The following is a 26093-nucleotide window of genomic DNA, read 5'->3' on the forward strand; positions in this document are numbered from 1 at the left end:
CGTCGTGCTGGATCGACACGGAAAACCTGACGGCGAGATAGCGGGTACGGACACGTACTCCATACTGCCGGGCGGGCAATGGATCACCCACGACGTCGATGTCGTCGTGGGCGCGCAGCACGCACTCGTTCACGAAGTCATCGGAGGATCGCACCCCGACGGGGGATGGCTCATGTACGCCTTCGACGATTCCGCCGAACCCGGGCTCACGCGGCTGTCGATGCACGACTCCGAACTGCTCCTTCTGGAGGGGGACGGCATTCGTAGCTGGTTCCACATCAGAGCCGGCCCCGACCACATGACGGCTCGTTGGGAACGGTCCGACGGCAGCAGCTGGACGACGTGGATGGCGATGCGATTCGACACACTCGGTGAAACGGAGACGTGACGACGGTGACTGGATCGGCCGAGCTACCGGTGAACGGGTGACGCGGCAGCGATCGACGGCGCGAGCGTCGCCGAGATGAACGGTGAATGATCACTGTTCAGCCGATCTCGATGTCGAGGTGCGCCCTGACTGCCGTGTGTGCACGTCGGACGCTCGCGGCGAGGTCGATCGCAGCATCGTGAGGACGCCGAGTGGAGACAGTCGCTCTTGCGGTCGCCATTGCCTCTGTTCATACTGGCGGCTATCGAGAGCACCGCTCTCCATGACCGAGGAGCCCGATGCGTTCACGCCCGACACTCCTGCTGCTCGTGACCACAGGACTCCTGTTCGCTCTCTACGCGACCCTGCGCCCGTACTCCACCGAGGTCGGCAGCGAAGGCGCCCGAGCCTTCGCATCGCCACTGTGGGTAGCGGCTCACGTCGCTGCGATGCTCGGTTTCACGTGTCTGGTGTTCGTCGCGCGCCAGGCGCACGCGGGTGCACTCGTCGACACGACCGTCATCCTCGGTGTCGCCTTGGTGCTGCCCTATTACGGCGCCGAGACGTTCGCGCTGTACGCGGTGGGACAAGACGCCCTCGACACAGGCCACACGGATCTCCTCGAACTCGCCGACCCCATCCGCTACGGCGTGGTCCAGGTGAGTATGTTCGGCGTCGGTCTGATGCTGATCGCGGCCGGAGTCGTGATGCTGGCAGTGCGCACCGGGGGCGTCGGCGCCACAGTGTTCGCGGCGGGTTTCGTCCTGTTCCTACCGCAGTTCTTTGCTCCGCCGTGGATTCGCATCGCTCACGGCCTGCTGATTCTGGTCGGCGCCGTACTGCTGGCCCGCCGTATCGCCACCGGCACTGACGCCGGCGCGTCGAGTGGCGACCCGCAGTCGGCCGCTGGTGACGTCAGCGCTGCCAGGTAGCACGGCTCACGTGACCCGCCTCAGAATGCAGCTCGGTGCGGCGGTGCAGGCGAGGTCGCACGCCATAGATCTCGGCGTCGCCGCATCGATCGGATGCGGCGATACTTCGGGCGATCACCGCACGATCGGTTCCCCGTCGTCGATGAGGAACGTCGCCGATCGCACCGTCCGCGTGGACAGGCTCGGACGCGAGAATGAATGAGCAGAGTGATCGTTACTGCTGCGAACAATATCGTCGAAACCTTGACTCGGTCCTGACACGAGGTCGATTCTGAGTAGATGACAATCACCAACGAATCGGAGCATCTCGCGGCGGTGCAGGACCGGCTCACCGCCGCCCTGCCCGGGGTGAGCCGACACGACATCGAACAGACCGTGGCGGCCGAGTACGCCCGCTTCGAGGGACGCTCGGTGCGCGACTTCGTGCCGCTGTTCGTCGAGCGCAACGCACGAGAGGCACTGCGCTCCGTCGCACCGCACTGACACCACCTGTCGCACAGCAATACACGGCCGCCCAGAACGCGGGCGACCGTGCACGGTGCGGCCATTCACCGATCGGATCGCGCTTGCTGCGGCGCGGATCAGATCGGCCCGGGGTGTGTCAGCTGAAGAAGCTGAGTCCGTCGAGGAAGTCGCCGCTGCCGCCGAAGATGTCGGACAGGGCGCCAAGGAAGTCGACGAAGCTTGCGAGGTCGGTGATCATGGGAGCTCCCGTGGTCGAGTGGTGGTGGCAGGAATGCCTGTTCATTGGTACCGAGCATTGGTGAACGAACGGTGGATCATCGGTTGTCCCAATGGGGTTGCCGCCGTGAACGGTTCCGATCAGACCGGGGTGATCACCAGCAGCTGAGCCCAGTACGCGGCGGTGTGCTCACCGAGGTAGGGGAGCAGGGTGTCGGAGAGGATGTAGGACATCGGGGGGGCTCCTCGGGTCGGGTCGTGGTGGGGCTGCGCCGAGTGAGGGGTGCCCGCTCCGCAGGTGGTCGGAGTGGCGGTGCGGTGAACAGCGGGTGTCGACTCGGCTCACCGCCGGGTGGGACGGCTCGTCGGCCGTGATGATGGTGCGATGAGCACTAGTCAGGCCGAGGGCCTTCGCGGGATGATCGAGTTCGCGCGTCGGTGGTTGCCCTACGGCGGCGGTCCTGACGAGGAGATCCTCGTGACGTTCGGTGTCCCCGGGTATCAGTTCCACGAGCGGCTCGCTCGTGTCCTCGACAGCGGAGACCCGACGGTGGCGCAGGCGTTGTCGGCGCCCGAGATCGCGGCGCTGCGCCTGCAGTGCCGTACCCGCTCGCTGCATCGTCACAACGTCCCCGCCTGGCAGTGACCCACTGGTCCTCGAAACGCCTCGTCAGCTGCCGCTGAGTCGTCGTCGACGAGACTCACCGCGACTGCGCGAGGTGGGATGCTTCCGGCCATGACCGGTCGACATGTGGGACTCGCGTTGTTTCTGGTGGTGACGGTTGCTCTCGCGTCCTACGGCGTCCTGACCACTCCTGAGCCGAGGTCGGTCGCCGAGATCGGTTCGGCCGATCACTTCGTCTGCGCGTTGCCACAGGACGTCGGCGGCTATCTGGCGGCCCCGCCGCCGCAGCAGAGCTTCGCTCCCCGTCCGGCGCGGGGCACGGTGCCCGAGGGGTTCGAGCCGGTGGCAGCCGTGGTGTGCGACATCGGTATCGGAGACCACGTCGAGGCCGACGGGACCGTGACCTATGTCGAACGCCGCTACGCCGGGGACTTCGGCAGCGCTGTGCGGGAGCTGAACGGGCCGCCCACACGTCGCTCGATCTTCGACGCCGAATGTCTGGCGTCCGTGCTCGCTGCGGCGCCGGTCGACATGTGGCTCGTCGACGTGGACGGCCGCGCCGTACAACCGTCGTACCCGCGTGGTGACTGCGGCCTGGACAACACCCTGGGACTCGCCAAGATTCTCGAGCTCCCGGAGGTAGAGGCCACCGAACACCGCGTCCGCCTCGATGCTGCCGGGATCACCTACTTCTACTCGTGCTCGCCGATCGTCTCGACACCGGTGCCGGGGTCTCGGTCGCTACTCGACCTGACGTTGACACCGTCCGGGTTCTGCCGCTTCGACACCGCCGGACCCGATCTGATGTTCACCGGGGCGGATCGGTACGAATCCGAGCCGTACCTCGACTGGAACGCCGCCCTCATCGACGTCGAGCCCGCCGGTCCCTGCGGTGAACGCGCGACGTCGCTGGCGACCACCTCGACGCAGTCCACGATCGGGGACGAGTTGGTCATGATCGACGTCCATATCGAACTCGACGGGTGCCGGCGCATCCTGGGCGACGGCTTCACTCCGTTGTCGGCGCCCGCCTCTGTCGTCGACTCGATCGTCAGCGCAGCGTCGTGACCTGACGTCTGTCGGCCACGTCGGGTCGAGCCGTGACGGCCGTGGTTTCCGTTGATCGCCGTTCACGGAGCAGAACGTGGTTGGAGCGCACGTTTCACCACTCGACGCCTGCATGGTTGCGCGTCGACCACGACCGTGGCACCGGATCACGCCAGTCCGGCCGCGATGGCCGCACCGAACGCCCATGTCCAACCGGTGACCAGCACGTCTCTCAGTCGAAGATCCGCCGACGGACATTGGTGTCCGCGAGGTCCACGAGTTCGTCGGCCCGGCCGGACAGGATCGTCCGAATGCCGTACAGCGTGAACCCCTTTGCCTGCTCGAGGGTGATCTTGGGAGGAATGGAGAGCTCCTGTGCCGCGGTGACGACGTCGATGACGGCGGGACCGTCGTACGCGAACGCGTCGATCAGAGCCGCCTCCAGATCCTGCGGCTTCTCCACTCGTCGGCCGAACATCCCCAGAGCCTGTGCCACAGCTGCGAAGTCGGGGTTCTTCAGGTCGGTGCCGTAGTTGACGATGCCGGCAGCCTTCATCTCGAGTTCGACGAAGTTCAACGACGAATTGTCGAAGATGATGACCTTGACCGGCAGACCGCTCTGCATCAACGTGATCAGCTCACCGAAGCCCATCGTCAACCCGCCGTCGCCGGCGAAGGCCACCACCTGCCTTCCGGGCTGAGCGGTCTGCGCACCGATCGCCAACGGGAGAGCGCAGGCCATCGATCCGTGATTGAACGACCCGAGCAATCGGCGCTTGCCGTTCATCGTCAGGTACCGGGCAGCCCACACGACAGGCGACCCCACGTCGACGGTGAAGACGGCGTCGTCGTCTGCCAGCTCGTTCGCCATGCGCGCCAGATACTCCGGCCGGATGGGTGTGCGGTGCCGGTCGTCCACAGCGAACGAATCGAGATTCTTGCGTGTCTTGCGATAGTGCTTGACCGATGTGTCCAGATGCTTGCTGTCCGTCTTGGCGTGGACACGGGGGAGCAGAGCGTCCACGGTGTCGGCGACGGTGCCCACCAAGCCGACGTCCAGGGTCGCTCTGCGGCCCAGGTTCTGGCCGCGGATGTCCACCTGGATGATCTTCGCGTCGTCGGGATAGAAGTTGCGGTACGGAAAATCGGTGCCCAGCATGAGAAGAACGTCGGCATGCGAGATCGCGCGGTACCCCGAGGCGAAGCCGAGCAGCCCCGTCATCCCCACGTCGTAGGGATTGTCATATTCGACGTGCTCCTTGCCGCGCAGTGCGTGCACGACAGGAGCCTGCAGCGCGCCGGCGATCTCGAGCAGTTGTCGATGCGCACCCGCCACACCGGCGCCGGCCAGAATGGTGATGTTGTCGGACGAGTTCAAGATCGACGCCGCCTCGTCGAGCGAGGCATCGTCGGGACGCACGTGGGACGTGGTCGCGCGGATGGCCGGGGTGGCCTTTCTCTGTTCGGCATGCGCCAGCAGCACTTCGCCCGGGACGACGACCACTGCGACACCGCGTTCTTCGATCGCCGCCCGCATCGCCATCGCGAACACGTGTTCCGCCATCTCCGGGTCACTGACCAGCTCGCAGTAGACACTGCATTCCTGAAAGAGGTTCTGGGGGTGAGTTTCCTGGAAGTACTGCGATCCGATCTCGCTGCGCGGGATGTGCGCCGCGATCGCGAGCACGGGGACACGGCTGCGGTGCGCGTCGAACAGCCCGTTGATCAGGTGGAGATTGCCGGGACCACAACTGCCGGCGCACACCGCGAGTTCGCCGGTGATCGCCGCGTCACCGGCTGCGGCGAAGGCGGCAGTCTCCTCGTTGCGGACGTGCTGCCACGTCATGCCGTCGTTCCGGCGGATCGCGTCGGTGAAGCCGTTCAACGAATCGCCCGGAAGACCGTAGACGTGGGTCACGCCGCTCTCGGTCAGGGTCTGCACGAAATGGTCTGCCACGGTCGCCATGGCGAACAGTATGCGCCGGATCCGCACCGGAAGCGTCGTGGAACGAGTGACCGATCGTCCTGGCTCGGACACTCGTGGAGATCGGTGAGGACCGGCGAAAGCGCTGTGGGCGAATACTGCAGCAGGTGCCCGGGCGAGCTCTGGGGACAGCCGGGCCTATGTCGTCCCGGGGAGCGTCAGAATGGGTCCATGCAGAGAAAGACGACGAGCGGAAGGCGGTGAGCAGCATGACGGACGACGCGCCGACCGATCGTGGGCCCGTGTTCGACGGTGTCCGCATCGGTAGGCCTGCGACGGGCGCGTTGATCGACGCCGGGTATCGCACGGTGCTCGACCTTCCGGCGGACCTCGCGGTGTTGTTCGCGCTGCACGGAGTGGGGCCGTCGGCGATCAGGCGGTTGGCCGAGGCGCGCGGCGATCGGCGTTGACGGGAACGATCCCTTCCACCTCCAAGATATAGCGCACGGTGGGGCTTGCGGCAAGCCCCCGCGGTCGGCGCAGAATGGCTCGCTCGATGCCATGACCTGCACGTTTTCCCGATCGGAGCCGACCTGTGGACACCGTGTTCGCCCTGCCCCCGCACCGCCGAGCCAAGGCCGACCCCGCCTCGATCGCGGCGGATGATCGACATCTCGCCAGAATCGACGCGGCCCTGCGTCGGTCCCTCGCGGATCTCGAACGACGCCTCGCCCGGACTCGCGCCGCCCCTGGCCGATCCGGCCAGGACGCGATGGAACGTGACCTGGAGACACATCGACTCACCGCCGAGATTCGCGCAGTGCGTCGTGTCGGGCGGGACATGTGTCTCGGGCGACTAGTGCCGGCGGACGGAACGGAGCCGGTGTACGTCGGGCGGCGCGGACTCCTCGACGAGGCCGGTCATCCTCTGCTCGTCGACTGGCGCTCACCAGCAGCAGCACCGTTCTTCGCCGCGACCCCGGCACGTCCGATGGGTGTTGCCTGGCGGCGTCGTTACCGGTGGACCGGAGGACGAGTGAGCGATTACTGGGACGAGGTGTTCACCGCTGAGATCCCCGACGGCGCCGTGGCATTGGACGATCGGTCGGCCTTCGTCGCCGATCTCGGGGCGGCGCGGTCGTCCCGCATGCGCGACGTGCTGGGCACCATCGCAGCGGACCAGGATGCGATCGTCCGCGCCCCGTCCAGAGGAGTGCGTGTGGTGGACGGCGGCCCCGGAACGGGAAAGAGCGTGGTCGCGCTGCACCGTGCGGCCTACCTTCTGTATGCGGATCCGCAGGTCGGGCACCACCGCGGCGGGGTCTTGGTGATCGGACCGCACGGGCCCTACCTGTCGTACGTCGCCGACGTGCTTCCTGATCTCGGAGAGGACGGCGTCCGGGTGTGCCTGCTCGACGAGATGGTTCCCGAGGGCCGGAATGCAGTGGCGGAGGCCTCACCACGCGCCGCCGCGGTGAAAGGCTCCGCGTCGATGACAGAGATGATCGATCGCGCGATCCGCTTCTACGAGACACCGCCCGCGAACGACATGGTCGTCGAGACCGAGTGGGGTGCAGTGCTGCTCCGGGCAACCGACTGGGCGGAAGCCTTCACGGCACCCGACGCGGAGACTCCGCACAACGATGCGAGAGAGGAGATCTGGGCGGCGCTGAGCGACATCGTCGTCGACCGCCTCGCCGGCGACGTGTCGGCCGCCGAGCTGACGTCGTCGCTGCGGGAGGTCGACGAGCTTCGCGACAGCGTCGAGTCGTCGTGGACGGTGATCGATGCTCCCGATCTCGTCGCCGACCTCTGGGCCGTGCCGGCATACCTACGCCAGTGCGCGCCCTGGTTGGACGAGGACGACAGGGCCGCGGTCCGCAGAGAGCTCGGTGCTCCCTGGACGACAGCGGATCTCCCTCTTCTGGACGTCGCTCGTCGCCGCCTCGGAGACCCACGGGCGACGACGATGCGCGTGCGCCGTGCCCGGACGATCGCCTCCGAGCGTGCGCGCCGACGCGCGGTGGTCGACGATCTCGTCGAGTCCGACGATTCGGAGCTTCGCGTCATGTCGATGCTCCGCGGCGACGACCTGCAGAACGTGCTGGACGAGACCGAGTCCTCGACGGGCGAACCGGATCGGCTTGCTGGTCCGTTCTCCCACGTCGTCGTCGACTAGGCCCAGGAACTGACGGATGCGCAGTGGCAGATGGTCCGTGCCCGCTGCCCGTCGGGCAGTCTCACGGTGGTGGGTGACCGGGCGCAGGCCCACAGCGGTTTCCCGGAATCCTGGGAGGCGCGGCTGGCGCGTGTCGGATTCACCGACGTGGCGGTGTCCACGCTCGACGTCAACTACCGCACACCGGCCGAGATCATGGCCGCGGCCGAACCGGTCATCAGAGCGGTCCTCCCCGACGCGAACGTGCCCCGTTCGGTCCGCAGCACCGGGGTGGGCGTTCGCCAGGCCGGAGTGGACGACCTGGACGCGATTCTCGACGAGTGGGCCGCGGCCGGTGAGGGCGTGGCATGCGTCATCGGTATGCCGGCTCGGCCGGACACCGAGCGGATCCGTTCTCTGAGCGCACGGTCGGTCAAGGGGCTCGAGTTCGATCTTGTCGTCGTCGTCGAGGGGCCGGGTGTGGACAGCGCCGTCGACCGCTACGTGGCGATGACGCGGGCGACCCGGCAACTCGTGGTGCTGAGCTGATCGACTGGTGCGGGTGGGATGGTTCCGAGACGGCGTTCCTGGTGTCCCTCGTCGGTCGAGACCTCGTCTGTCTCAGGGTGGGGTCGGGGTGTTCCCGGATGTTCGGGCGAGCGGAACGTTCCTAGTGTCGATCGTGTGCAGACACCCTCGGAGACGGCACGGATGAGTATGCCTGCGGCGGTGGCCTTTCTCCTCGCTGCGGCAGCCGGGCTGCTGCATGCGACCGCGAGCGCGTACTGGGCGGTGGGAGGTCGATGGCAGCTCGCCTCGGTGGGGGACTGGGCGGTGACCCTGGCCGACGACCGACCGGTGGCGAGCGGTCTCGCGCTCGGTGTCGTCGCTGTCGTGAAGGCCGGCGCTGCTGTCCTCCCGTGGGTGAACGAGCGGGTCCGAGGCCACGGTCATCGGCAGGTCCGCATGTGCGGGTGGTGCGCGGGCGGTGCGCTGTTCGTGTGGGGCGCAGTGTCGACCGTGTCCGCGGCAGCGGTGCTCGCCGGCGTCATCGTGCCCGACGGCGGGTACGACCGGACCGCCATGATCGGGCATGCCGTGGTCTGGGATCCGCTGTTCACGGGCTGGGGAGCAGCGCTGCTGACCGGGTTGTGGTCCACCACGCACCGGGCCACAGCGCTGACGGAAACTCGACGATGACCGGAGCGCGACGAGTCGTCGCCGTGTTTCTGGGCGCCCTGACACTGCTCGCACTGTCGATCTGCCCAGCGGCCGGTCGAGGGCACGACGAGGAGTCGTTGCAGGGCCTCGTCACTCGGTGGGCCTCGGAGATCGGTGCACCGGGCATGGCCGCACGGATCGTCGACAGCGACGGTGCACGGTCTGCGGCATTCGTGGGAGTCGACGGGGACGGTCACGACATCGACGGGTCGACCCCTTTCGTCTGGGGGTCGGTGTCGAAGCAGTTCGCGGCAGCGACAGCGAGGGGCCTCGAGCGCGAGGGTGTTCTCGATGCGACCAGCCCTGTCGTCGAGGTGGTCCCGCAGGCTCGCCGAGTGCTCTCCGACCCCGCAGTGACCGTCGACGACCTCGTTCATCACACCAGCGGGCTGCCGCACGACATCACCGTCACCGACGAGTGGACCCGAAGGGGTTCCGCGACAGACGCCGTCACCGCCCTCGACGCGCCGAAGGGGGCCGGTCCTCGTGGTGAGTTCCGGTACTCGAGTCTGAACTACCTGCTCCTGCAGGCTGTGATCGAGCAGGCGGGAGGGTCCTCCTACGCGGACGCCGTGCGCCGCGTCGTACTCGATCCCGCCGGCAGTGACGCCATCACCGACCCGCAGTTGTTCGTCGACAGTGTTCCGCGGGGACACGTTCCGTTCTTCGGTTCCACCCGCCCGGTCGACGTCGGTGTCGATTCGGCGGGGTTGGGATACGGCTACCTCGCCGGCTCCATCGACGACCTGGGACGCTATGCGTCGTGGCGACTGCGGGAACGTCACGACGACGAAGCCCGGTATCGCGAGGTGCCGACAGCTCAGGGTTCGACCTACGGTGACGGCCTGTTCCACGAGAGGATCGATGGCCACGATGTCTGGTGGCATGCGGGTGCGGTGCCCGGCTACTACACTTACGTCTCTGTGATTCCGTCGCTGGACACAGCAATCGTGTTGGCGGCGAACCGATACGGTGAGATCGAGGCCGATCGACTCGCGGCCGTCGGCCGGAACCTGACGACGTCGGTGACGGGTGGACGGACGAGCGAGCTACCCGAGTCCTCGGCGTCCACCGTGCTCGGAGCGCTCGCTGCGATCATCGCGACGCTGGTGGTCGGCATCGGCGTTCACGCGGTCCGCATCGTCTCGGGCAGGATGCCCCAGCGGACCAGAGGAGTCGCCGTCGTGCGCGGGGTCGTGGCGGTCGGGGTAGGGACAGCGGCCGCTGTCGCCGTCCTGTTCGGACTGTCTTCTTCGACCGGCGCGGGGTTGTCGGTGGCAGGCAGGTGGGCGCCGGACGTGGCTCTGTTGGTGTGGGTATTGCTCGTGGCGATCGCTGCGGCCGCCGTGGTCGACGTGCTCGGGCAGGTCGTGGGGTGCCGACGTGTCCGTGGGGCGCAGTGAGGTCAGGCATCGGGAGTGTCGCTGGTGTGCACTCGCCGACGCCCTGTCCGGCGTTCACACGAGGTCGCGGCGGCGCAGAGCCCACGATGCGGTGGCCAGAAGTGCTGTGGCCACGATGACGAGGATGAACGCGGCGGTGAGTGGAACCGGCGCGCCGACGTCGGCGGGAAGATGCGTGTGCGGTGCTGTGTCGCGCAACCACTGGGGAGCGCCGATGAGGGTACCGAGCGGCCCCAGCAGCAGGTCGAGGACGACTGCCGCCCACCCGACTGCGATCCACCGGCTTCCGAATCCGTATGCGGCGTAGGCGATCGCGGCGACGGCAAGGGTTGCCGGCAGCTGCGACACCGCTCCGACGAGCACGTCGACGACACCGGGGCCGTCTCCGCCGACGGCAGCAGCCCCGGTGACGAGCCCGACACCTGCCAGAAGCAACACGAGGGTTGCCGTGACTGTCGCCGTGGCGGCAGCGGCGAGCAGACGGGACACAGGGGAGACGGCGGTAGCGAGGAGTATTTCCGCGCGACCCGTCCGGTCGTCCTCGCGCAGGTGCCCGACCACGGACACCGCGGCAGCCGACGCGGCGATCGCCACGATGCCGAGGACGGTGTCGATCAAGGCGCCGACGAGGCCCGATGACGCCGCCCCCGAACCGCCTCCGATGTCTCGGAGTACGTCACCTGTCGCCCCGGACGCACTCACGAGATCGCCGATGGAGTCGGTGAGCAGCCCGACGAGGAGACAGTAGGCGAAGGCACCGGACATCCACGGCACCAGCGAGGCTCCCATGGTCCGGACGGTGACTCCGAGAATCGAGATCGGCCACCGTGCGACCGGCGGGCCCGGTCGTGGCTGCACCAGGCCTGCACCCAGATCACGCCTGCACACGACCGCTGCCGCAACTCCGAGGCCGACCGCACACAGGGCAACGCACGCGAGGAACGGCGATACGGCGCGGTCGCCGAGTGGGTCCACGCGTTCGGCCCACCCCAGTGGTGACAGCCACGTCATCCAGGCGAGCCCGCCCACGGCGTCACCGATCCCTCGGACGAGGTACGCGGTGAGCAGTACGACCGCCGACGTGGCGATGGCGGTTCGCGACGTCGTCACGACCTGGTCGACGACCGCGGCGACACCTGTCGCGGCGAGTCCGGCGCCGACGAACTGGAGAGCGAGGAAAGTCGCGGCCGGCGCGGGCACTCCGGCCAGTGCGGCCGCCGCACCGGTCGACACGCCGGTCGCGACCGCAGCCCCCATGGCGGTGATCGCCGCAGCCGCCAGAGGTGCCGCTGCGCCGATGGCGCCCGCCCGCACGAGCTCCATCCGCCCCGTGGCCTCCGGGCCGCGAAGGTGTCGCGTCACCGTTGCGGCGACGATGATCGCGACGACGAGAAGCGCGAAGGCGCCCACCCGCCAGACGGCGATCTGGGCGGTGCCCGAAGTGTCGCGAAGCGGGCCGAGAAGGATCCGGAAGACCGGGTTCGCTGCCGAGCCGTCGGCCAGTGCGGCGCGCGACGTCGCATCCGGGTACAGCGGCGCGAGTGACGCCGCGGTCAGCAGGTACAGGACCGGCACCACCAGGACGCCGACCGGGGTCGTGAATCGTTCGGTGCGCAGGGCGAGACGAAGCAGGTACGTGGTTCCGGCGAGCCGGCCCGGTGGGCGGTCGCCGGGGCGATCAGCAGTGTCACGCCGGTCGGAGAGCGTGGTCATGAACGATCACCGTCGGAGTCGTAGTACCGCAGGAACAACTCCTCCAGAGACGGTGGCGCCACCGTCAGATCCACGACGCCGAGAGCGCCGAGTGCGGCGACCGCAATGGGCATGTCCGCACGGGTCACGGAGAAGGTGACGCGCCGTCGACCGGTCTCGGCGGACCCGACGACGTCGAGGTCGCTCACGCCGGGGGTTCTCGCCAACGACCACGGGTCTCCCGTCACCTCCGCTGTCACGTGCACGGTGGTGACATGGCGGAGGTCGGCCAGCGTGCCGCTCTCTACCGTCCGCCCGGCGCGGATGATCGTGACTGTGTCGCAGAGTTTCTCGACTTCGGACAGGATGTGGCTGGACAACAGCACCGATGTTCCCTGGTCGGCGATCTCCCGAACGCACTCGGCGAACACGTTCTCCATGACGGGATCCAGGCCGGACGTGGGTTCGTCGAGGACGACCAGGTCGGCGTGCCCCGCGAACGCAGCGATCAACACGACTTTCTGACGGTTCCCCTTCGAGTAGGTCGAGACACGTCTGGTGGGGTCGAGGTCGAAGCGCTCGATCAGGGACTCGCGTGCGTGGGCGTCCACGCGAGTGCCGCGCATTCCGAGCAGCAGGTCGATCGTCTCTCCTCCGGTCAGTCGTGGCCATAACGCGACGTCGCCGGGCACGTAGGCAAGACGCCGATGGACACTCACGGCATCACGCACCGGGTCTGCGCCGAGTAGTCGTACCGTGCCGGCGTCGCGGTGCACCAGTCCGAGAAGAATCCGGATCGTCGTGGACTTGCCCGCGCCGTTCGGGCCGAGGAACCCCGCGATCGCACCTTCGGACACCGTCAAGTCCAGCCCGTCGAGCGCCCGGTGTCGGCCGAATCGTTTGACCAGTCCGGCTATCTCGATCGCATTGCCGGCATCGTTCATGATCGGCTGTCTCCTGTTCCGTCGAGCGGAGAACCCGCAGCGCGGGCAGCGAGGACGGCGTCGAGGGCCGAATTGTCGGTGAGTAGTCCGTGGGTGGCGTACTCGGCGGCGGGCACCATCGTGCGGTCGCTGTAGGCGCGGAGGATGGCGGCACCGTCGCTCGGGTCTGGTGGAGGATTCATCGCCATGTCGATCGTCAGCGTCCCCAGCGCCATCGTGACGAGATAGCGGGCGCGCGCTGCCTCGTCGACAGAGGCGCGGACGGTTCCGGCCGCCACCGCAGCCCGCATCGAACTCTCCACGTCATCCACCAGTCGATCGACGAACGTCCGGGCAGAATCCCCACCTTCGGCCATCAGACGAGTGACGTACACCAGTAGCGGGCCGTGTTCGGCCATGGACTGCAGCGTCTCGTTCACCGCATCCCCCACTGCGCCACCGGACGAGTCGCTCCCATCTGCTCCCAGGATTCGGCCGGTGCGATTCCGGGTCGAGTCGAGCACGTGCGCGTCGCACTCGGCACGCAATCCCGCCTTGTTCGTGAAGTGGTGGATGACCAGCCCCGGACTCACTCCCGCTCGGACCGCAATCGTGCGAATGGGTGCACCGAAGCCGTCGCTCACGAACACGTCGATCGCGGCGTCGCGAATACGTGCTCGTGCTGTGAGGTCGCGATCGGCGGCGGTTGAACGCATGTTCAAGATGCTAAACGTCTATTCAGGCCGCGGCAAGGGTTTGTTCCGCCCGATCCCGCCCACGCCACCGCGCCCGCAGTCGTCTCGATTCGGAGCCAACGGCATTCGGTCCGCCGATGTTTCCCGCGCGACGATCGACGTAGCCTTCTGCAGAGCACTCGAGCACGGCGGCCCCATTCGTCCTATGAGGGCCGGCTGCCGGACTCGTCGATCCATCCACGGCTGGGGGGCCTGCATGACCACGTTCGAGACGACGCGTGCGATACGAGCGAGCGACCGAAAGTTGCCGCATCCGCCGAGGCGCCTGCCTGTGCTGGGAGACGTACTCGATCTTCACGTGACGGAGTCCAGCCAGTGGGGAATGCGCGACGCGCAGAAATACGGCTCGATCTTCGAACGCAACGTCGTCGGCACTCGTGTCACCTACGTGTCCGGGCCCGTGGAGGTGGCTGCGGTCAACGACGAGAAGACGTGGGCCAAGTTCCTCGGTGTGCCGCTGCGGAACCTGCGTTCCGTCGCGGGGGACGGTCTGTTCACCGCCCACAACTCGGAGCCGTCGTGGGCTGCGGCGCACGCCATCCTGGCGCCGGCGTTCACGCAGTCGTCGATGCGCGGCTACCACGACGCGATGGTCGCGAAGACCACTCGGCTACTGGCGTATTGGGACGGACTCGGTGCAGACGCCTGGGTCGATGTTCCTGCGGACACCAACACACTCGCTCTCGAGATCATCGGTGACGTCGCCTTCGGGTACGACTTCGCGTCGTTCGACACCTCCGAGCCCCACGAGCTGATTGCGCGCATCTCGCGCGCCCTGCGTTACATCAACCGCGCGGCCTACTCACATCCGTTGGTGGAGGCCACCGTGTTCCGCCGTCAGCGAGACCAGCACAAGGCCGACGTGGTGGCTGTTCGCCGGATCGTCGACGACATCGTCGCAGCACGGCGCGGCAGTCGAGACGGTGGGAGCCACCTGCTCGGTCTCATGCTCGACACGGTCGATCCTGTTACAGGACAGAGACTCTCGGACGAGAACATTCGAAACCAGATCCTGACGTTCCTCGTGGCGGGGCAGGAGACGTCGGCCGGTGTGTTGGCCTTCGCGCTCCACTTCCTGTCGTTGCATCCTCAGGTCGCGGAACGAGTGCGGGCGGAGGTGGAGCTGATTCGACCCGAGGGCGAGCTTCGTTTCGAGGATGTGGGCAAGCTGCGGTATCTGCGCCGCGTCGTCGACGAGACTCTGCGGTTGTGGCCTGTGGCGCCCGGCTACTTCCGCAAGGCGCGGCAGGACACGCGGGTGGGACAGCATCCATTCGAGAAGGGGGAGTGGGTCTTCGTCGTCCTGCTGCAACTTCATCGTGACGCCGGGTGGGGCAACGATCCCGAGGCGTTCGACCCCGACCGGTTCGAACGGTCGCGGGTACCGGCGAATCTCACCGACCTGTACAAGCCGTTCGGCACCGGAATGCGGGCGTGCATCGGTCGTCAGTTCGCTTATCACGAAATAGTGGTCGCACTGGCGATGATCGTTCAGCAGCGGACCCTGGTTCCTGAGCCCGGCTACGTTCTGCGGGTGGAGGAGACCATCACGCTGAAACCGCGGGACTTACGCCTGCAGGTCGGCCGTCACGCACCATTCTGACGATCTCTGCTGGATTGAGGAGGACGCTGCGTAGGGCAGCTGACGGGTTGGCGTCGTGCACCGCGCGGGGAGCCAACCGTCAACGGTATTCCCAAACCAGGCGAGTGCCCTCGATGAAGGGTTGGTATTTCGACCACAGTGTGACGCGCATGTCGAAGGTGGTGTTGCGTTCGAGGGAGAACGCCAGTTGCTCGAGCATGGCGCTGAGTGATCTCCACAGCGGAGGCTTCCAGGGTGCGTCCGCGTCGGGGTGGATGTTGACGCACCCGTGCAGGGGGCCTGTCCGAGTGTCGACGAACAGCGTGTCGGCGTTCGACTTGGCGAAAGCCACGAACCCGGGCAGCATCATCGGCGCTGGAGATCCCGCCGGCTTTGCCATCTCTTCGTCCATGTCGATGGGCTCCCCGAATGCCGGGTTCGCGTTGAAGTCGATCCACAGTCGATGATCGCTCAGTAACCTGTCCAGGCTCAGGAGCTCGAAGCCGGGTGGTATCAAAGCGATACCGCGTTGCTCTGGAGTCAGCTCGGCGCGGTGGTAGAGATCCCGCACCTCGTCGGTCCACGGGCACGTCGCCTTCTCTGCCGCCGCGATATCCGCGTCTGTCGCACCGCGAAAACTGACGCCGATATTCGCTTCGAGAATGGCCGACACCCGGGCCCACTGAATGTCGACTGAGCTCGGAGCGGGCGTTCTCAGCAATCTGGCGACATCGCTGGCATCGGCAGAGGTCAGAATGGTGGCAATCTCTGCGGCGTCGAGGTCATCGTTGGCCATCGCCCAAGTCTCCCACGACCTGACTCTTCATCGCCGGATCGTGGCGAAGGCCGCTGGTTGGCGCACAGTGTCGGTCGGCGCTTGTCGCACGTGTCGAGTGCCTGGATCTGTAGGGGTTTGTACGCTGTCGCTCGCGGTGAGTCCGTGCAAGCGTGGAACAGATGCAGACCATCACGCACCGCAGCCCGGCCCACGGCAGGCGTACCGCATCAGTGCATCCAGCTGTCTTGCCGCGACGAGACCGCCGGTGATGGGCGCGCTGCGTACCCGCCGCGACCCGGTTGCGGAACTGGTCTTACTCGCGATCGGTGCGGCGCTGTTCGCGGTGGCCCGCGTGCTCGATCTGGACGGCCTGTTCATCGGGTCGATCTTCCTGTGCGCCTTCGCTGGACTGGCTGCGTTGTTCTCCAGCAGGTTGGCCCAGCAGAGCTTGGGGACGAAGATTGCCGCGACCGTCATCGGGCTCGCAGTGACTGCGTTCGGCGCCGTGTGGATGATCACGCACGCTTCCTCGACCGAGATCTTCTCGCCCGCAATGCTTCTGTACCCCGGTGGAGAAGGTAGGCCGCAACGATCATTCGAGCGCGTGTCCGCCAGCATCCGTAGGTCAGTCCCGTATCGGCGGCGAATGCTCGCCGGATCGTTTTCTTACTGACTACGGCACCAACAGGAGCTTTCAGCGCTACACGAGAGCGATCAACGCTTTCGCCGCGGCCCTGGACAATTCCACCGTGTCGGAAGGACAGTAGAGCCGGACTGCCCGGACGCACCGATGCGTCACGTACGGCGTTCGCTCTGTCCGAACACACGTCGACGAACGACGGCGCCGGCGACACTACACACCGCAGCGCAGACAAGGCCGCTCGCGACGGCGACGCCCGGTGCGAGGGAGGTCAATCCCGCAACGAGTGACACCCATGCGAGGACCACTGCGCCGGTCTCCAGGCGCGCCGCCAGGACTGGCCCTGTTCTCCGTCTGTGCGCCGACACCGCCTTCAGGTACAACCCGTAGGCGGCATAGACCGTGGTGTACGCACCGATGCAGAACGCGAACACACCCATCGCGAACCACCCGGGGACAACGTCGTAGGGAGCGTCGCCGAGGGCGGACATTGCGGCGACCGAGATGGGCACCACCAATGCCGTTCCGATGTACAGGAGGACGGCGAGGCCCAGCACCGAATCCTTGGGCGACGACGTCCACGACATCGCACCACTGTAACCAACTGATCGGTCTAGATCGTGCTCGCCGCTGCCGCGCACGGGCGGGTCACGGCGTGTCCGTGCGAGACCTGACCGAGAGAATCGCCGCGACCACTGCTCCGACCAGCAGGAGGAGGACCACGTCGTCGCTGCGATCGGCCGCCGACGTGCCTCCCCAGGTCGCCACGCGCACGATCACCGCAAGTAGGTAGAGGCCGATCGCGGCGGTGCGTGGATTTCCCATGACGGCACCGTATGCCTGTATCGACGCCGCATCAACGCCGAAGGCGAATGAGTGGCAGCGCACGAATGGTCTATCGCTCGACGGTGTCAGATCCGGTGCGCTGCCCCCCTGGGAGAACTTTCGGCCGAATGTACCGATCCTGCTACGGGTATCGGCACCGACTCTTGCGCTGCGTCGCGCGACGTGTCATTCTCGGACACATGACAACCGGAAAGGCGGACACCGCCACCCTCGCGTGAGCGCCGCAGCAACACCCTTCGCGGTCAGGGCAAGAACCGCATCGTCATCGATTCATCAGATGGCATCCGTACCCATGTTGCGGGACACGTGGCTCGCGCTGGGTGTGTCCACTCTGCCGTCCGACAGGCCGACCGCCGAGGCCGCCGTAGCGGATCTGTACAGGCATGCAGGGTTCCGTTGTCCCGAGTTCGTGTGGGTACCGTCCCCACCGGCTGGCGCCGATCTGGTTGTCTCCGAACAGTTGTCGGGTACGAACTCCCTGACGTCCGGTGCTGCCGCTCGAATCGTGTCGACCGTCTCACGGTCACGCGAACGCATGGACAACCGCACGGGCGGGGTGTCGCGACGATGGCCTTCCGACAGTCGCTCCCTCTGGGCTGCACGCACGCAGCCACTGGCGGAGTCCGCGCGGCAGGGGATCGCGCCCGACGAGTTGCTGCGAATCGCGGTGTGGGATTCATTGCGCACCAGCCTGTTCGATGGAGTGGCGGCCGCTGTGCGGTCACTCGTTCAGCGACCGACGGGAAGCGTGGCGTGGTACGGGCAGCAGGAAGCGCACCGGCTCGCGTACTACGACATCCATCGCACACTGGGCATCTCTGCCTTCCGCGGTACGGATCACGCCATCCTCGATACTCAGACAGCCCTCGCGGGGGCGACCGGCTGGTGGTGGGCATTCGACAATGTCTGCGTCATGTCCGAGCGACCTGGATTTCTTCAGACCGAACCTCTTCCGGGAGCGGTGCACAACGAACGGCGACTGCACGGACAGAACGAGCCCGCCGTCCAGTTCGCCGACGGACGATCCGTTCATGTCGATCACGGGACCATCGTTCCCGAGTGGGTGATCGCCGAACCCACCGTCGAGCGCATCGCACGCGAACGGAACATCGAGGTACGCCGGTGCGCCATCGAGCGCATCGGGTGGGACGTCTACATCGACGAGGCCGGACTCGAGCTCGTCGACCGGACGGGCGATCCGGGGAATGCCGGCGCCCCGCTGTCGCTCTACGCCACGCCGACCAGCTGGGTGGACGACGGCCGAATCCTGCTCGTGGTCAACGGTTCTGTCGAGCGGGACGGTCGGCGGCGACGCTACGGGTTGCCGGTTCCGAACGGCATGACGTCCGCGCTCGACGCCGCCGGATGGACCTACGGCATCACCGGCGACGACTACTCCTGTCTCGTGCGCCGCACGTGACCACATTCCGACGACCCGAGGTGACTTCGATGACCACGACCATGACTTTGTCCACACTCACGGCCCTGACCGGCCTCGACGTCTTCGACTATCTCGATCGAGACGTGTCGATACCCGTCGTCGACGGGCTTCAAGCTCAGGGCGATCTGATCGTCGTGCCGCGCCCGATGATCGTCCACGTGCAGGCAGTTCGGGGCACGCGGGCCGACGACGTGCCCCTCACCGGCGTCGAACTGCTTCGCAGCGCCGCCGGCGGCAACCCTCACAGCCTCGTCTGCGAGGAAGGCCATTGCATGTGGTCCACTCCGGTGTTCGATCCGAACGGCCTTGCGTTGGGCATCCTCGACACCGAGGTCACGGCGTACCTGATTCATCCCGAACACGGTGCGACAGGAATTGCGCCCGGCTCCTACGTCATCAGCAGGCAACGCGAGCGTGGAGTGGGTCGACACTTCCGATCAGCGCGGTTGGTCGCGGATTGACGCACGCGACCAGCCAGGGGCGCGGCTGACACCGCGCCCCTGGTGACGACAGGATCAGTCGGTGACGGCCACGAACTCGTTCGGAGTGACGTCGAGTTCGCTGCTGACGGTGACGTCACCGGTGGTCAGATCCACGGCGTGGATGCTGTCGGTGTCCGGTTCGGTGACGTAGGCGGTGTCGCCGGTGATGGAGATGCCGGGGTGTGCGTCCTGGTACTCGCTGGGGCCTTCCCACTCACCGATGACAGGGTAGGAAGCGGTGAACTCGCGCGTCTCGGGATCGAAGACGTGCAGGGCGCCGTCGGTTCCGATGATGTAGGCCTTGTCGTCGGGTCCACGGGAGACCCCGCGCCAGGTGTACTCGGCACCGTCGGGCATCTGGACGACGTCCAGCGTCTTCGCCACGGTGTCGATGACGGTGACCGCCTGCAGCAGTGAGCCTTCCGCGTCTGCGTCGTTCTTGTAGTCGCCGACGACCAAGGGGCTGGTCTCGCTGACGTACGCGTTGCCCGTACGCCCGTAGGGCTGGTCCGGAGCGTCGAGCTTGGTGATCTCGCCCTTGTCGTAGACCAGGACACCGTTCTCGCAGCCGAATACGACGATCTCGTTCTGTGCCGTTCCCTCGCCGTGGACGCCGGGGCACTGATCGTTGCGCGCGATGACCGCACCGGCGGCATCGCGCACCTCGATACCGGTGCGTCCGTTGGCATTACCAACGGTGGTGAGGAACGTGCCGTCCTCGAGAACGACCGAGACTCCGTGATGCGCCTCCACACCGGGAATGCTCTCCACCTCGGGGAGACCGTCGCTCGACTCCAGTGCTGCCGTGTCGAAGATCGTGGTGTCGCTGGTACCGTCGGCGTACAAGATCGTCTTGCCGCCGTGCCGGACGACATGGCCCGCCTTCTCCGCCTCGAAGACCGTGTCCGTGAGCTGTGGTGCGTCCGTGGTGCCCGCGGCGGTGTCGAGTACTTGGAAGCCCTTGCTCGTGGTCACCATGACGTTGCGCCCGTCGCCGGCGAGGTTGAGGCGTGTGTAGTCCTCGGAGTCGAAGTCCGCGACGGTCTCGAGGGTGGCGGCGTCCAGCACCTGTACGCCGCCGTCGTAGGAGACCGCGACACGAGGGCCGGCCTGCATCGCTGCGGTGGTGCTCGTGGTGGAGTCGGCGGCGGTCGTGGTGGTTCCGGAGGAGCACGCCGCGAGAGTGACGACCGCGCCGAGCGCGAGCACAGTGGAGCCTGCCCGCCGGAAGTGATTGAGACGCATGTGAATCCTTTTCTGTGTGGGAACGATACCGATCAGGGGGAGAGGCCGGCGGCGATGCGTTCGGTGTTGACGCGCATCATCGTCAGATAGTCGGGGGCGCCGCCGTCGGGACCGGTGAGCGACTCGGTGAACAACTGCACGACGTCCACGCTGATGTCGGCTTCACTGGCGAGTGCCTGAACGAGTCGGTCGGGCGAGGACGATTCTGCGAAGACGGTGCGGACACCGGTGGAGTCGACGGCATCGACGAGATCGGACAGGTCGGACGCCGACGGTGCGGCGAGGGTGGTGCCGCCGGGAATGACCGCCCCGACGACCTCGAAGTCGAAACGGTCAGCGAGGTAACCGAAGACATGGTGGTTGGTGACGAGCGCACGCCGTTCGTCGGGGATCGCGGCGAACGAGGCGGACATCTCCTCGTCGAGACTCTGCAGCTGTCCGCGGTACTCGGCCGCCCGTGTCGACATGGTGGCCGGATCCACTCCGTCGAGATCGCCGAGCACCGGTTCCAAGGCATCGACGACGGCGATCATGCGGGCAGGATCGGTCCAGAAGTGGGAGTCGGGGCTGCCCGCCGCGTCGCCCTCCCGGTAGTCGAGCACGTCGATGACGTCCCCGGCGACGAACGTCGGAACCTTCTCTGCGGCTGCGGCGTCGAGATGCTGCTGTAGCCCCTCCTCCAATCCCAGGCCGTTCGAGACGACGAGGTCCGCCGAGCGCAGACGCGCGCCCTCCTGCGCGGAGATCTCGAACGAGTGTGGGTCGGCGTTCGGCTTCATCAGTGTCACGACCTCTGCCTCGTCGCCGACGAGTTCCTCGACGACGTCGCCGAGGATGTTCGTGGAGACCATGACCACCGGACGGTCGTCGGCTGTCGCCGAACATCCAGCGAGAAGGGCCACCACAGCCACTGCCGCCGCGGCCAGGAGACTGCCCGTCCGGTGTCCTCGCATCGTCAACGTCCCGTCTCGGCCGTGAAGGCCGGTTCGGACGCGGTCTCGAACGTGCGGGAGACGCGGGCGTCGTCGGCGTAGTCGATCTCGTACAGCTTCCGTTCGGTGGGCGCGCTGAGGTAGGCGCGCTGCTGGTCGGCGATCAGAGTGGGTGTCTCACCTGCGGACAGTGATGCGGCGACGAGCGCGCCCGTCTCGGCAACGACCGAACCGTCGGCTCCGTCCAGTACGAACACGCGGCCGTCGGCTGTGAGAGCGAGAACGTGGTTCTCGTTGTCGTCGACCGCCGACACATGCGTCAAGCGAGTGGGAGCGGGAAGGAGCGTCCACGAGCTCTGGCGGGTGTCGAGCAACCAGATGCCCTGGTCGTCGGCGAGGCCGGCGACGGTGGGGCGGCCCTCGCGATTGTCGAACGACGTTGCGGGAGGGGCGGACACGTCAGTCGGGTACGGGATCTTTTCCACTGTGAGTTCGTCTCCGGTGGCGGACGCGAGCAGCGCGCCGTCGGAGCAGCCGATCACGGTGCCGACACGCGTGGTGATGGTGCCGGCGGCGTCGGGGCACGACTCGACGAGACCGGTGCGCGTCCCGTCCGAGGTGTGGCCTACGAGTGTTCGTGACGGGCCGATGCCCTCGGTGACGAGGGCGAACGATCCGACGGGCACGACCATGCCGTCTCCCGGCGGGTTCTGCAGACGGAACGACTCGGAGATCTCGCCCTTCGACAACGCCGCGGTGTCGAGCAGGACGGCGTCGCCGGAGTCGGGGAAGTAGAGCCCGGTTCCGCCCGAGGTGGATTGATTCGACGTGGCCACTGTCGCGTCACCGGCGCCCTCGACGGTGCCGAGGAGCCGGGGTTCGGCGCGGTAGTAGTGGAAGTGGTCGACGTGGTCCCAGGTCCAGACGCCACTGTCCACGATCTCGATTCCCGCGTCCGTCCCGGCGAACAGGTAGCGTCCGTCGGTGCTCATCGCCTCGGGTGCACCGATGGTGCCGAGGTCGGACACCGATTCGTCCAGTAGGTCCAGGTGCGAGGTCGAGCCGGTGGGATCGATGGTCGTGAGGCCGAGTCGTGGCTCGGCGAGTTCCGCGGCGTCGGCGATCGCTCCGTGGCCTTCGGCGGGTACCTCGTCGGCGGGGATCGTCGGAGCCTGCTCGGTGGAGCACGCGGTCAGGCCGACGACGAGCGCGAGAGCGGTGGTCGTGATGTGTTGTCGCACAGTGTCTTTTCGGGTGGATGGGGTCGGCCGGTGTCAGATGGAGAGCGCCGGCGCTGATGTCGTGCGTCCGATCGACGCGGTCGCCGCCCTTGCCGCCACCGACAGGCCCGACAGCGCGATCGCCGTCGCGGCGACCGTGGCGCCGGCCGCCGTGGCCGCGTGCCACGAGATGAGCAGACCGACGAACACCGACAGCACACCGATCGAGGCGGCCGCCACCATTCGAGTCGGTATCCGAGTGGTCCACTGCCCGGCGGCGACGGCAGGTGCGAGCAGGAGTCCGACGACCAGAAGCGAGCCGACAGCCTGGTAGGAGGCCACGACAGCGAGTGTCACCAGCGCGACCAGAGCAGCCTGTGCCGCGCGGGGAGCAAGGCCCAGTACCGACGCGATGCGGGGATCGAGCGCGAGCGCCACCAACGAGCGGTGGAAGACCGCGGCCACCGTCATGCCGACCACCACAGCGACGGCCAGGAGTGCGATGTCCACGGACGTGATGGCCAGGATGTCTCCGAAGAGGATGGACGTGGCATCGGTGGCGAAGCTTCCCGAATGGGAGATGATGATGACTCCCAGTGCCAGCATCGAGACGAACAGCATGCCGATGCTCGTGTCGTAGGAGAGGGATCCGCGACGCTGGAGCGCAGCGATGCCGAGGCTCATCACGACCGCGCTGAGTGCGCCGCCCACCAGCGCGGGCGCCCCCAGGACCGTCGCCAGGGCGACTCCGGGCAACATCCCGTGCGCGAGGGCTTCTCCCAGAAAAGCCATGCCGCGGATGACGACCCACGTACCGACGACCCCGCACAGCACCGCCACGAGTGCGCCCCCGACGAGGGCGCGTTGCACGAAGGCGAGCGAGAAGGGCTCGATGAGCGCCTGAAATGTCACGCTTGGGATCGTAACGATAGTGATAATGGTTTCCAAAATCGATAAGGTGAGTCCATGAGCCAGATCGACACGACCCGACTCGCTGCTCGGCTGCGCAGTGCCCGCGTGGAGTTCGACAAACACGTGGCCATCGACGGGGTCGACCTCGATGTCGTCGCGGGAGAGGTGACGGCGATCGCAGGTCCGAACGGTGCCGGCAAATCCACACTGCTGGAGATGATCGCGGGAACGCGTGCGCTGACGTCCGGCACCCGAGTCGCGACGCGGGCACTAGGATTCGTTCCACAGCGCGCGGCGGTCCCGGACCGACTGCCGGTGACGGTGCGGGACGTCGCGACAGTCGGCGTCTGGGGCGGGAGGCGGGCGTGGCGCCGTCTCGATGCCGAGTCTCGCCGTGTCGTCGACGACGCGCTCGATCGCCTCGGTATCAGCGAGCTCGCAGACAGGCCCTTCTCCGCGTTGTCAGGCGGTCAGAGACAGCGGGCGTTGCTCGCGCAGGGCCTTGCGCGTCGCGCTGATCTTCTGCTTCTCGACGAACCCACGACGGGTCTGGACGCGACGAGCGGGGATCGCATTCGGGACGTCATGAGGGCTGAAGCCCGGCGCGGCGTGGCAGTCGCCTGCGTGTCTCACGATCCGCTCGTGATCGACATGGCCGATCGGGTCGTGAAGCTCGAGGCGGGGCGGGTGGTCCGCTGATGGGCGTTCGAGTGTCACCGATCGACCGTGGATGCCGAACGGGTCATCGATTGTGGACTGTCGCCCCCGTCCACCGGGGTTGGAAGTCCACGACCGCTACGACTCAGGAGGGGCTCTGCTGCTTGTGGTTCCGACGGTCGACACGTGCTGCAACCCCCGCTGCGACGACGGCCGCGCACGTCGCCACCACGACCGCGAGTACCGAGCGGGAACCCACGGTCCCGGGGTCGAGAACGAGAATCCGGTCGGCACTACCCGTCCATCCGAACTCGTACGGACGGTCCGGAGGAGCGGACAGTGTGACGACGGCGAGCATGGTCGGGATCAGCAGGCCCACGGAAGTGATCGTCGGATCGGACGGTCGGGACGACAGTAGCGAATAGACGATGGCAGCAGGCAGGACCACGGCATACCCGACGGTGGACACGAGGCCGTACGGGAACAGAGCCGACGCGCAGACGAGCGCGAGGATGCAGCAGCCCACCGGAGTGGAGGGTGCCCACCGCGCTGCGAGGGCGCCGACGGTGAAGCCGGCGATCGCGAGGAGAACGAGCCACCACGCGTTCCACACCATTCCTCCGACGAAGGTGCAGGCCACGGCAAGCCCTGCGCACAAGAATGCACCGCTGTCCGCGGAACCGATGGCTGCCCCGACGATCACGACGACCGTCGCTGCCGCGGCCACTGTCCACTGACCGACGGACGCACTGTAGTCACCGAGGAGCGCGTACACGACCCACAGCAGACCGACCGCAGCGGCCATGCGCCAGTGCACAGTTCGGGGACCACGGGTCACGACGTGCGGCATCGAGATCGTGCTCGCGAGTAGCACTGCGGTCACCACGAGCACCGGGATCGGCACGACCGGCTCGGGGAAGAATGCGTCGCCCGGCAGACTCACCGACCATCGGAAGTGGTCCGGATACTGCTGCGCAACGAGTGGGGAGAAGCGGTAGGCCGATGCGGCTCCGAGAGCCAGAGCGACGAATGCGGTGCGACTGGTGTGGGCCAGTGTCACCGCCGTGACGAGGATCAGTCCGGATCCGACACCGGCCACAGTCACGGACCACGCCGTGGAGATGTCGACCGCCGCCGGCGTTGCCAGGACGGCGGTGCCCGCCGCGCCGACACCGGTGATCAAGCCCCGCCGCGAGTGAGTGAACGCCACACGGACAGCCGTCAATACCACCACGACTGCGACGACGCCGGCCCACGCGGGACTGAGGAACACAGAGCTGACAGGAGAGTCGCGCTCTGCCACCATCAGATCGGTGGGCGGGGTGGACATCACCGCGAGACACGCTGTGAAGGCGCCCGTTCCGGCGGCGGCGCTCGCCCGAGGGTCGTACTGTCGCCACTGCACGGCGACCAAACTACAGCGGTGACACACGGAGGCAGCGATGAGTACCGACCACGAGCAGCCGGACGACCCACGCGCCCACTGGCGCGTTCTGCCGCAGACGGTGTCACCGACAGACGACGGAGTGCAGACGCAGACGACGCAGGTCGATCTCGATGTGCCGACGTCGTTCGATCCGATTCAGGGAATGGTGCGCACGTACCGCTGACGACGGCCGCTGCCGCCGGC

Annotated in this window: 26 protein-coding genes and 1 pseudogene; 15 read left to right on the plus strand and 12 right to left on the minus strand. The window is 67.1% G+C overall.

Features of this window, described 5'->3' with window-relative positions; all coding sequences use genetic code 11:
* Positions 1–4 precede the first annotated feature (4 nt).
* The 5 genes from ASG69_RS17875 to ASG69_RS17895 all read left to right on the plus strand — a co-directional run bounded on the left by ASG69_RS17875 (position 5) and on the right by ASG69_RS17895 (position 3673).
* Complete coding sequence (locus tag ASG69_RS17875) at positions 5–388, plus strand: hypothetical protein (RefSeq protein WP_156380570.1); 384 nt, start codon at positions 5–7, stop codon at positions 386–388.
* A 278-nt stretch (positions 389–666) separates the two neighbouring features.
* Positions 667–1299, plus strand: coding sequence for a hypothetical protein (locus ASG69_RS17880; protein WP_056448787.1), 633 nt, complete (start codon positions 667–669; stop codon positions 1297–1299).
* A 279-nt stretch (positions 1300–1578) separates the two neighbouring features.
* The gene (locus tag ASG69_RS17885) at positions 1579–1782 is read left to right on the plus strand and encodes a three-helix bundle dimerization domain-containing protein (protein WP_056448784.1); all 204 of its coding nucleotides are present in this window, start codon (positions 1579–1581) and stop codon (positions 1780–1782) included.
* Between the two features lie 583 nt (positions 1783–2365).
* Positions 2366–2626 (plus strand): hypothetical protein, encoded by a 261-nt coding sequence (locus tag ASG69_RS17890; protein ID WP_155957006.1) that lies wholly within the window; start codon positions 2366–2368, stop codon positions 2624–2626.
* Positions 2627–2716: 90 nt separating this feature from the next.
* Complete coding sequence (locus ASG69_RS17895) at positions 2717–3673, plus strand: hypothetical protein (RefSeq protein WP_156380571.1); 957 nt, start codon at positions 2717–2719, stop codon at positions 3671–3673.
* 211 nt (positions 3674–3884) lie between these two features.
* Here ASG69_RS17895 and poxB read toward each other — a convergent pair whose 3' ends face one another.
* Positions 3885–5618, minus strand: a complete 1734-nt coding sequence (gene poxB, locus ASG69_RS17900; RefSeq protein ID WP_056448978.1) for a ubiquinone-dependent pyruvate dehydrogenase — start codon at positions 5616–5618, stop codon at positions 3885–3887.
* 227 nt (positions 5619–5845) lie between these two features.
* On the opposite strand from poxB, the gene ASG69_RS17905 reads away from it, so the two are divergent.
* The 4 genes and pseudogenes from ASG69_RS17905 (at position 5846) to ASG69_RS17920 (ending at position 10358) form a co-directional block, all read left to right on the plus strand.
* Entirely contained in the window at positions 5846–6046 is a 201-nt protein-coding gene (locus ASG69_RS17905; protein WP_056448774.1) for a hypothetical protein, read from the plus strand.
* A gap of 125 nt (positions 6047–6171) precedes the next feature.
* Positions 6172–8283: pseudogene (gene helR, locus ASG69_RS17910) on the plus strand (RNA polymerase recycling motor ATPase HelR).
* 135 nt (positions 8284–8418) lie between these two features.
* Positions 8419–8934 carry a DUF3995 domain-containing protein gene (locus tag ASG69_RS17915; protein WP_235578998.1) on the plus strand — a complete coding sequence of 172 codons (516 nt, stop codon included), beginning with the start codon at positions 8419–8421 and terminating at the stop codon, positions 8932–8934.
* The gene (locus ASG69_RS17920) at positions 8931–10358 is read left to right on the plus strand and encodes a serine hydrolase domain-containing protein (RefSeq protein ID WP_056448769.1); all 1428 of its coding nucleotides are present in this window, start codon (positions 8931–8933) and stop codon (positions 10356–10358) included. Before ASG69_RS17915 ends, ASG69_RS17920 begins: the two co-directional genes overlap by 4 nt.
* A 54-nt stretch (positions 10359–10412) precedes the next feature.
* Here ASG69_RS17920 and ASG69_RS17925 read toward each other — a convergent pair whose 3' ends face one another.
* From ASG69_RS17925 to ASG69_RS17935, 3 genes are read right to left on the minus strand one after another with little or no spacing between them, the layout of a single operon-like run.
* Positions 10413–12071, minus strand: a complete 1659-nt coding sequence (locus tag ASG69_RS17925; RefSeq protein ID WP_056448765.1) for a hypothetical protein — start codon at positions 12069–12071, stop codon at positions 10413–10415.
* Positions 12068–12997 carry an ABC transporter ATP-binding protein gene (locus tag ASG69_RS17930; RefSeq protein ID WP_414892015.1) on the minus strand — a complete coding sequence of 310 codons (930 nt, stop codon included), beginning with the start codon at positions 12995–12997 and terminating at the stop codon, positions 12068–12070. The genes ASG69_RS17925 and ASG69_RS17930 overlap by 4 nt, the downstream gene beginning before the upstream one ends.
* A complete protein-coding gene (locus ASG69_RS17935; protein ID WP_056448759.1) occupies positions 12991–13689 on the minus strand; it encodes a TetR/AcrR family transcriptional regulator in 699 nt (232 codons plus the stop codon). Before ASG69_RS17935 ends, ASG69_RS17930 begins: the two co-directional genes overlap by 7 nt.
* A 235-nt stretch (positions 13690–13924) precedes the next feature.
* On the opposite strand from ASG69_RS17935, the gene ASG69_RS17940 reads away from it, so the two are divergent.
* Positions 13925–15331 carry a cytochrome P450 gene (locus ASG69_RS17940; protein WP_056448756.1) on the plus strand — a complete coding sequence of 469 codons (1407 nt, stop codon included), beginning with the start codon at positions 13925–13927 and terminating at the stop codon, positions 15329–15331.
* 79 nt (positions 15332–15410) lie between these two features.
* Here ASG69_RS17940 and ASG69_RS17945 read toward each other — a convergent pair whose 3' ends face one another.
* Positions 15411–16106, minus strand: a complete 696-nt coding sequence (locus tag ASG69_RS17945) for a hypothetical protein (protein WP_056448751.1) — start codon at positions 16104–16106, stop codon at positions 15411–15413.
* Positions 16107–16353: 247 nt separating this feature from the next.
* Between ASG69_RS17945 and ASG69_RS17950 the strand changes: the two genes are divergently transcribed.
* Positions 16354–16761, plus strand: coding sequence for a hypothetical protein (locus tag ASG69_RS17950; RefSeq protein WP_156380572.1), 408 nt, complete (start codon positions 16354–16356; stop codon positions 16759–16761).
* 122 nt (positions 16762–16883) lie between these two features.
* Here the strand turns inward: ASG69_RS17950 and ASG69_RS17955 are convergent, their stop codons facing one another.
* Together ASG69_RS17955 and ASG69_RS22560 are read right to left on the minus strand one after the other, a co-directional pair.
* On the minus strand, positions 16884–17315 hold the full coding sequence (locus ASG69_RS17955; protein WP_027505539.1) for a hypothetical protein: 432 nt from the start codon (positions 17313–17315) through the stop codon (positions 16884–16886).
* A gap of 61 nt (positions 17316–17376) precedes the next feature.
* Positions 17377–17553 (minus strand): hypothetical protein, encoded by a 177-nt coding sequence (locus ASG69_RS22560; protein WP_156380573.1) that lies wholly within the window; start codon positions 17551–17553, stop codon positions 17377–17379.
* A gap of 556 nt (positions 17554–18109) precedes the next feature.
* Here ASG69_RS22560 and ASG69_RS22905 point away from each other — a divergent pair.
* Together ASG69_RS22905 and ASG69_RS17965 are read left to right on the plus strand one after the other, a co-directional pair.
* Positions 18110–18994: a DUF6745 domain-containing protein gene (locus ASG69_RS22905; RefSeq protein WP_235579000.1), complete on the plus strand. Its 885-nt coding sequence runs from the start codon at positions 18110–18112 to the stop codon at positions 18992–18994.
* Positions 18995–19023: 29 nt separating this feature from the next.
* Positions 19024–19476, plus strand: a complete 453-nt coding sequence (locus ASG69_RS17965; protein ID WP_056448975.1) for a hypothetical protein — start codon at positions 19024–19026, stop codon at positions 19474–19476.
* Positions 19477–19530: 54 nt separating this feature from the next.
* Here ASG69_RS17965 and aztD read toward each other — a convergent pair whose 3' ends face one another.
* From aztD to aztB, 4 genes are read right to left on the minus strand one after another with little or no spacing between them, the layout of a single operon-like run.
* Positions 19531–20742, minus strand: a complete 1212-nt coding sequence (gene aztD, locus ASG69_RS17970) for a zinc metallochaperone AztD (protein WP_027505542.1) — start codon at positions 20740–20742, stop codon at positions 19531–19533.
* Between the two features lie 32 nt (positions 20743–20774).
* Positions 20775–21695 (minus strand): zinc ABC transporter substrate-binding protein AztC, encoded by a 921-nt coding sequence (gene aztC / locus ASG69_RS17975; RefSeq protein ID WP_056448741.1) that lies wholly within the window; start codon positions 21693–21695, stop codon positions 20775–20777.
* A 2-nt stretch (positions 21696–21697) separates the two neighbouring features.
* A complete protein-coding gene (locus tag ASG69_RS17980) occupies positions 21698–22915 on the minus strand; it encodes a hypothetical protein (RefSeq protein WP_056448737.1) in 1218 nt (405 codons plus the stop codon).
* A gap of 33 nt (positions 22916–22948) precedes the next feature.
* Positions 22949–23806 (minus strand): zinc ABC transporter permease AztB, encoded by an 858-nt coding sequence (gene aztB / locus ASG69_RS17985; RefSeq protein WP_056448734.1) that lies wholly within the window; start codon positions 23804–23806, stop codon positions 22949–22951.
* A 54-nt stretch (positions 23807–23860) separates the two neighbouring features.
* On the opposite strand from aztB, the gene aztA reads away from it, so the two are divergent.
* Complete coding sequence (gene aztA / locus ASG69_RS17990; protein WP_027505546.1) at positions 23861–24505, plus strand: zinc ABC transporter ATP-binding protein AztA; 645 nt, start codon at positions 23861–23863, stop codon at positions 24503–24505.
* A gap of 103 nt (positions 24506–24608) precedes the next feature.
* Here aztA and ASG69_RS17995 read toward each other — a convergent pair whose 3' ends face one another.
* Complete coding sequence (locus ASG69_RS17995; RefSeq protein WP_156380574.1) at positions 24609–25868, minus strand: hypothetical protein; 1260 nt, start codon at positions 25866–25868, stop codon at positions 24609–24611.
* A gap of 37 nt (positions 25869–25905) precedes the next feature.
* Between ASG69_RS17995 and ASG69_RS22565 the strand changes: the two genes are divergently transcribed.
* On the plus strand, positions 25906–26073 hold the full coding sequence (locus ASG69_RS22565; RefSeq protein WP_156380575.1) for a hypothetical protein: 168 nt from the start codon (positions 25906–25908) through the stop codon (positions 26071–26073).
* The last annotated feature ends 20 nt before the right edge of the window (positions 26074–26093 follow it).

Origin of the sequence: Rhodococcus sp. Leaf225, assembly GCF_001426145.1 — a bacterium.
In the GTDB taxonomy this organism is placed as follows: domain Bacteria; phylum Actinomycetota; class Actinomycetes; order Mycobacteriales; family Mycobacteriaceae; genus Rhodococcoides.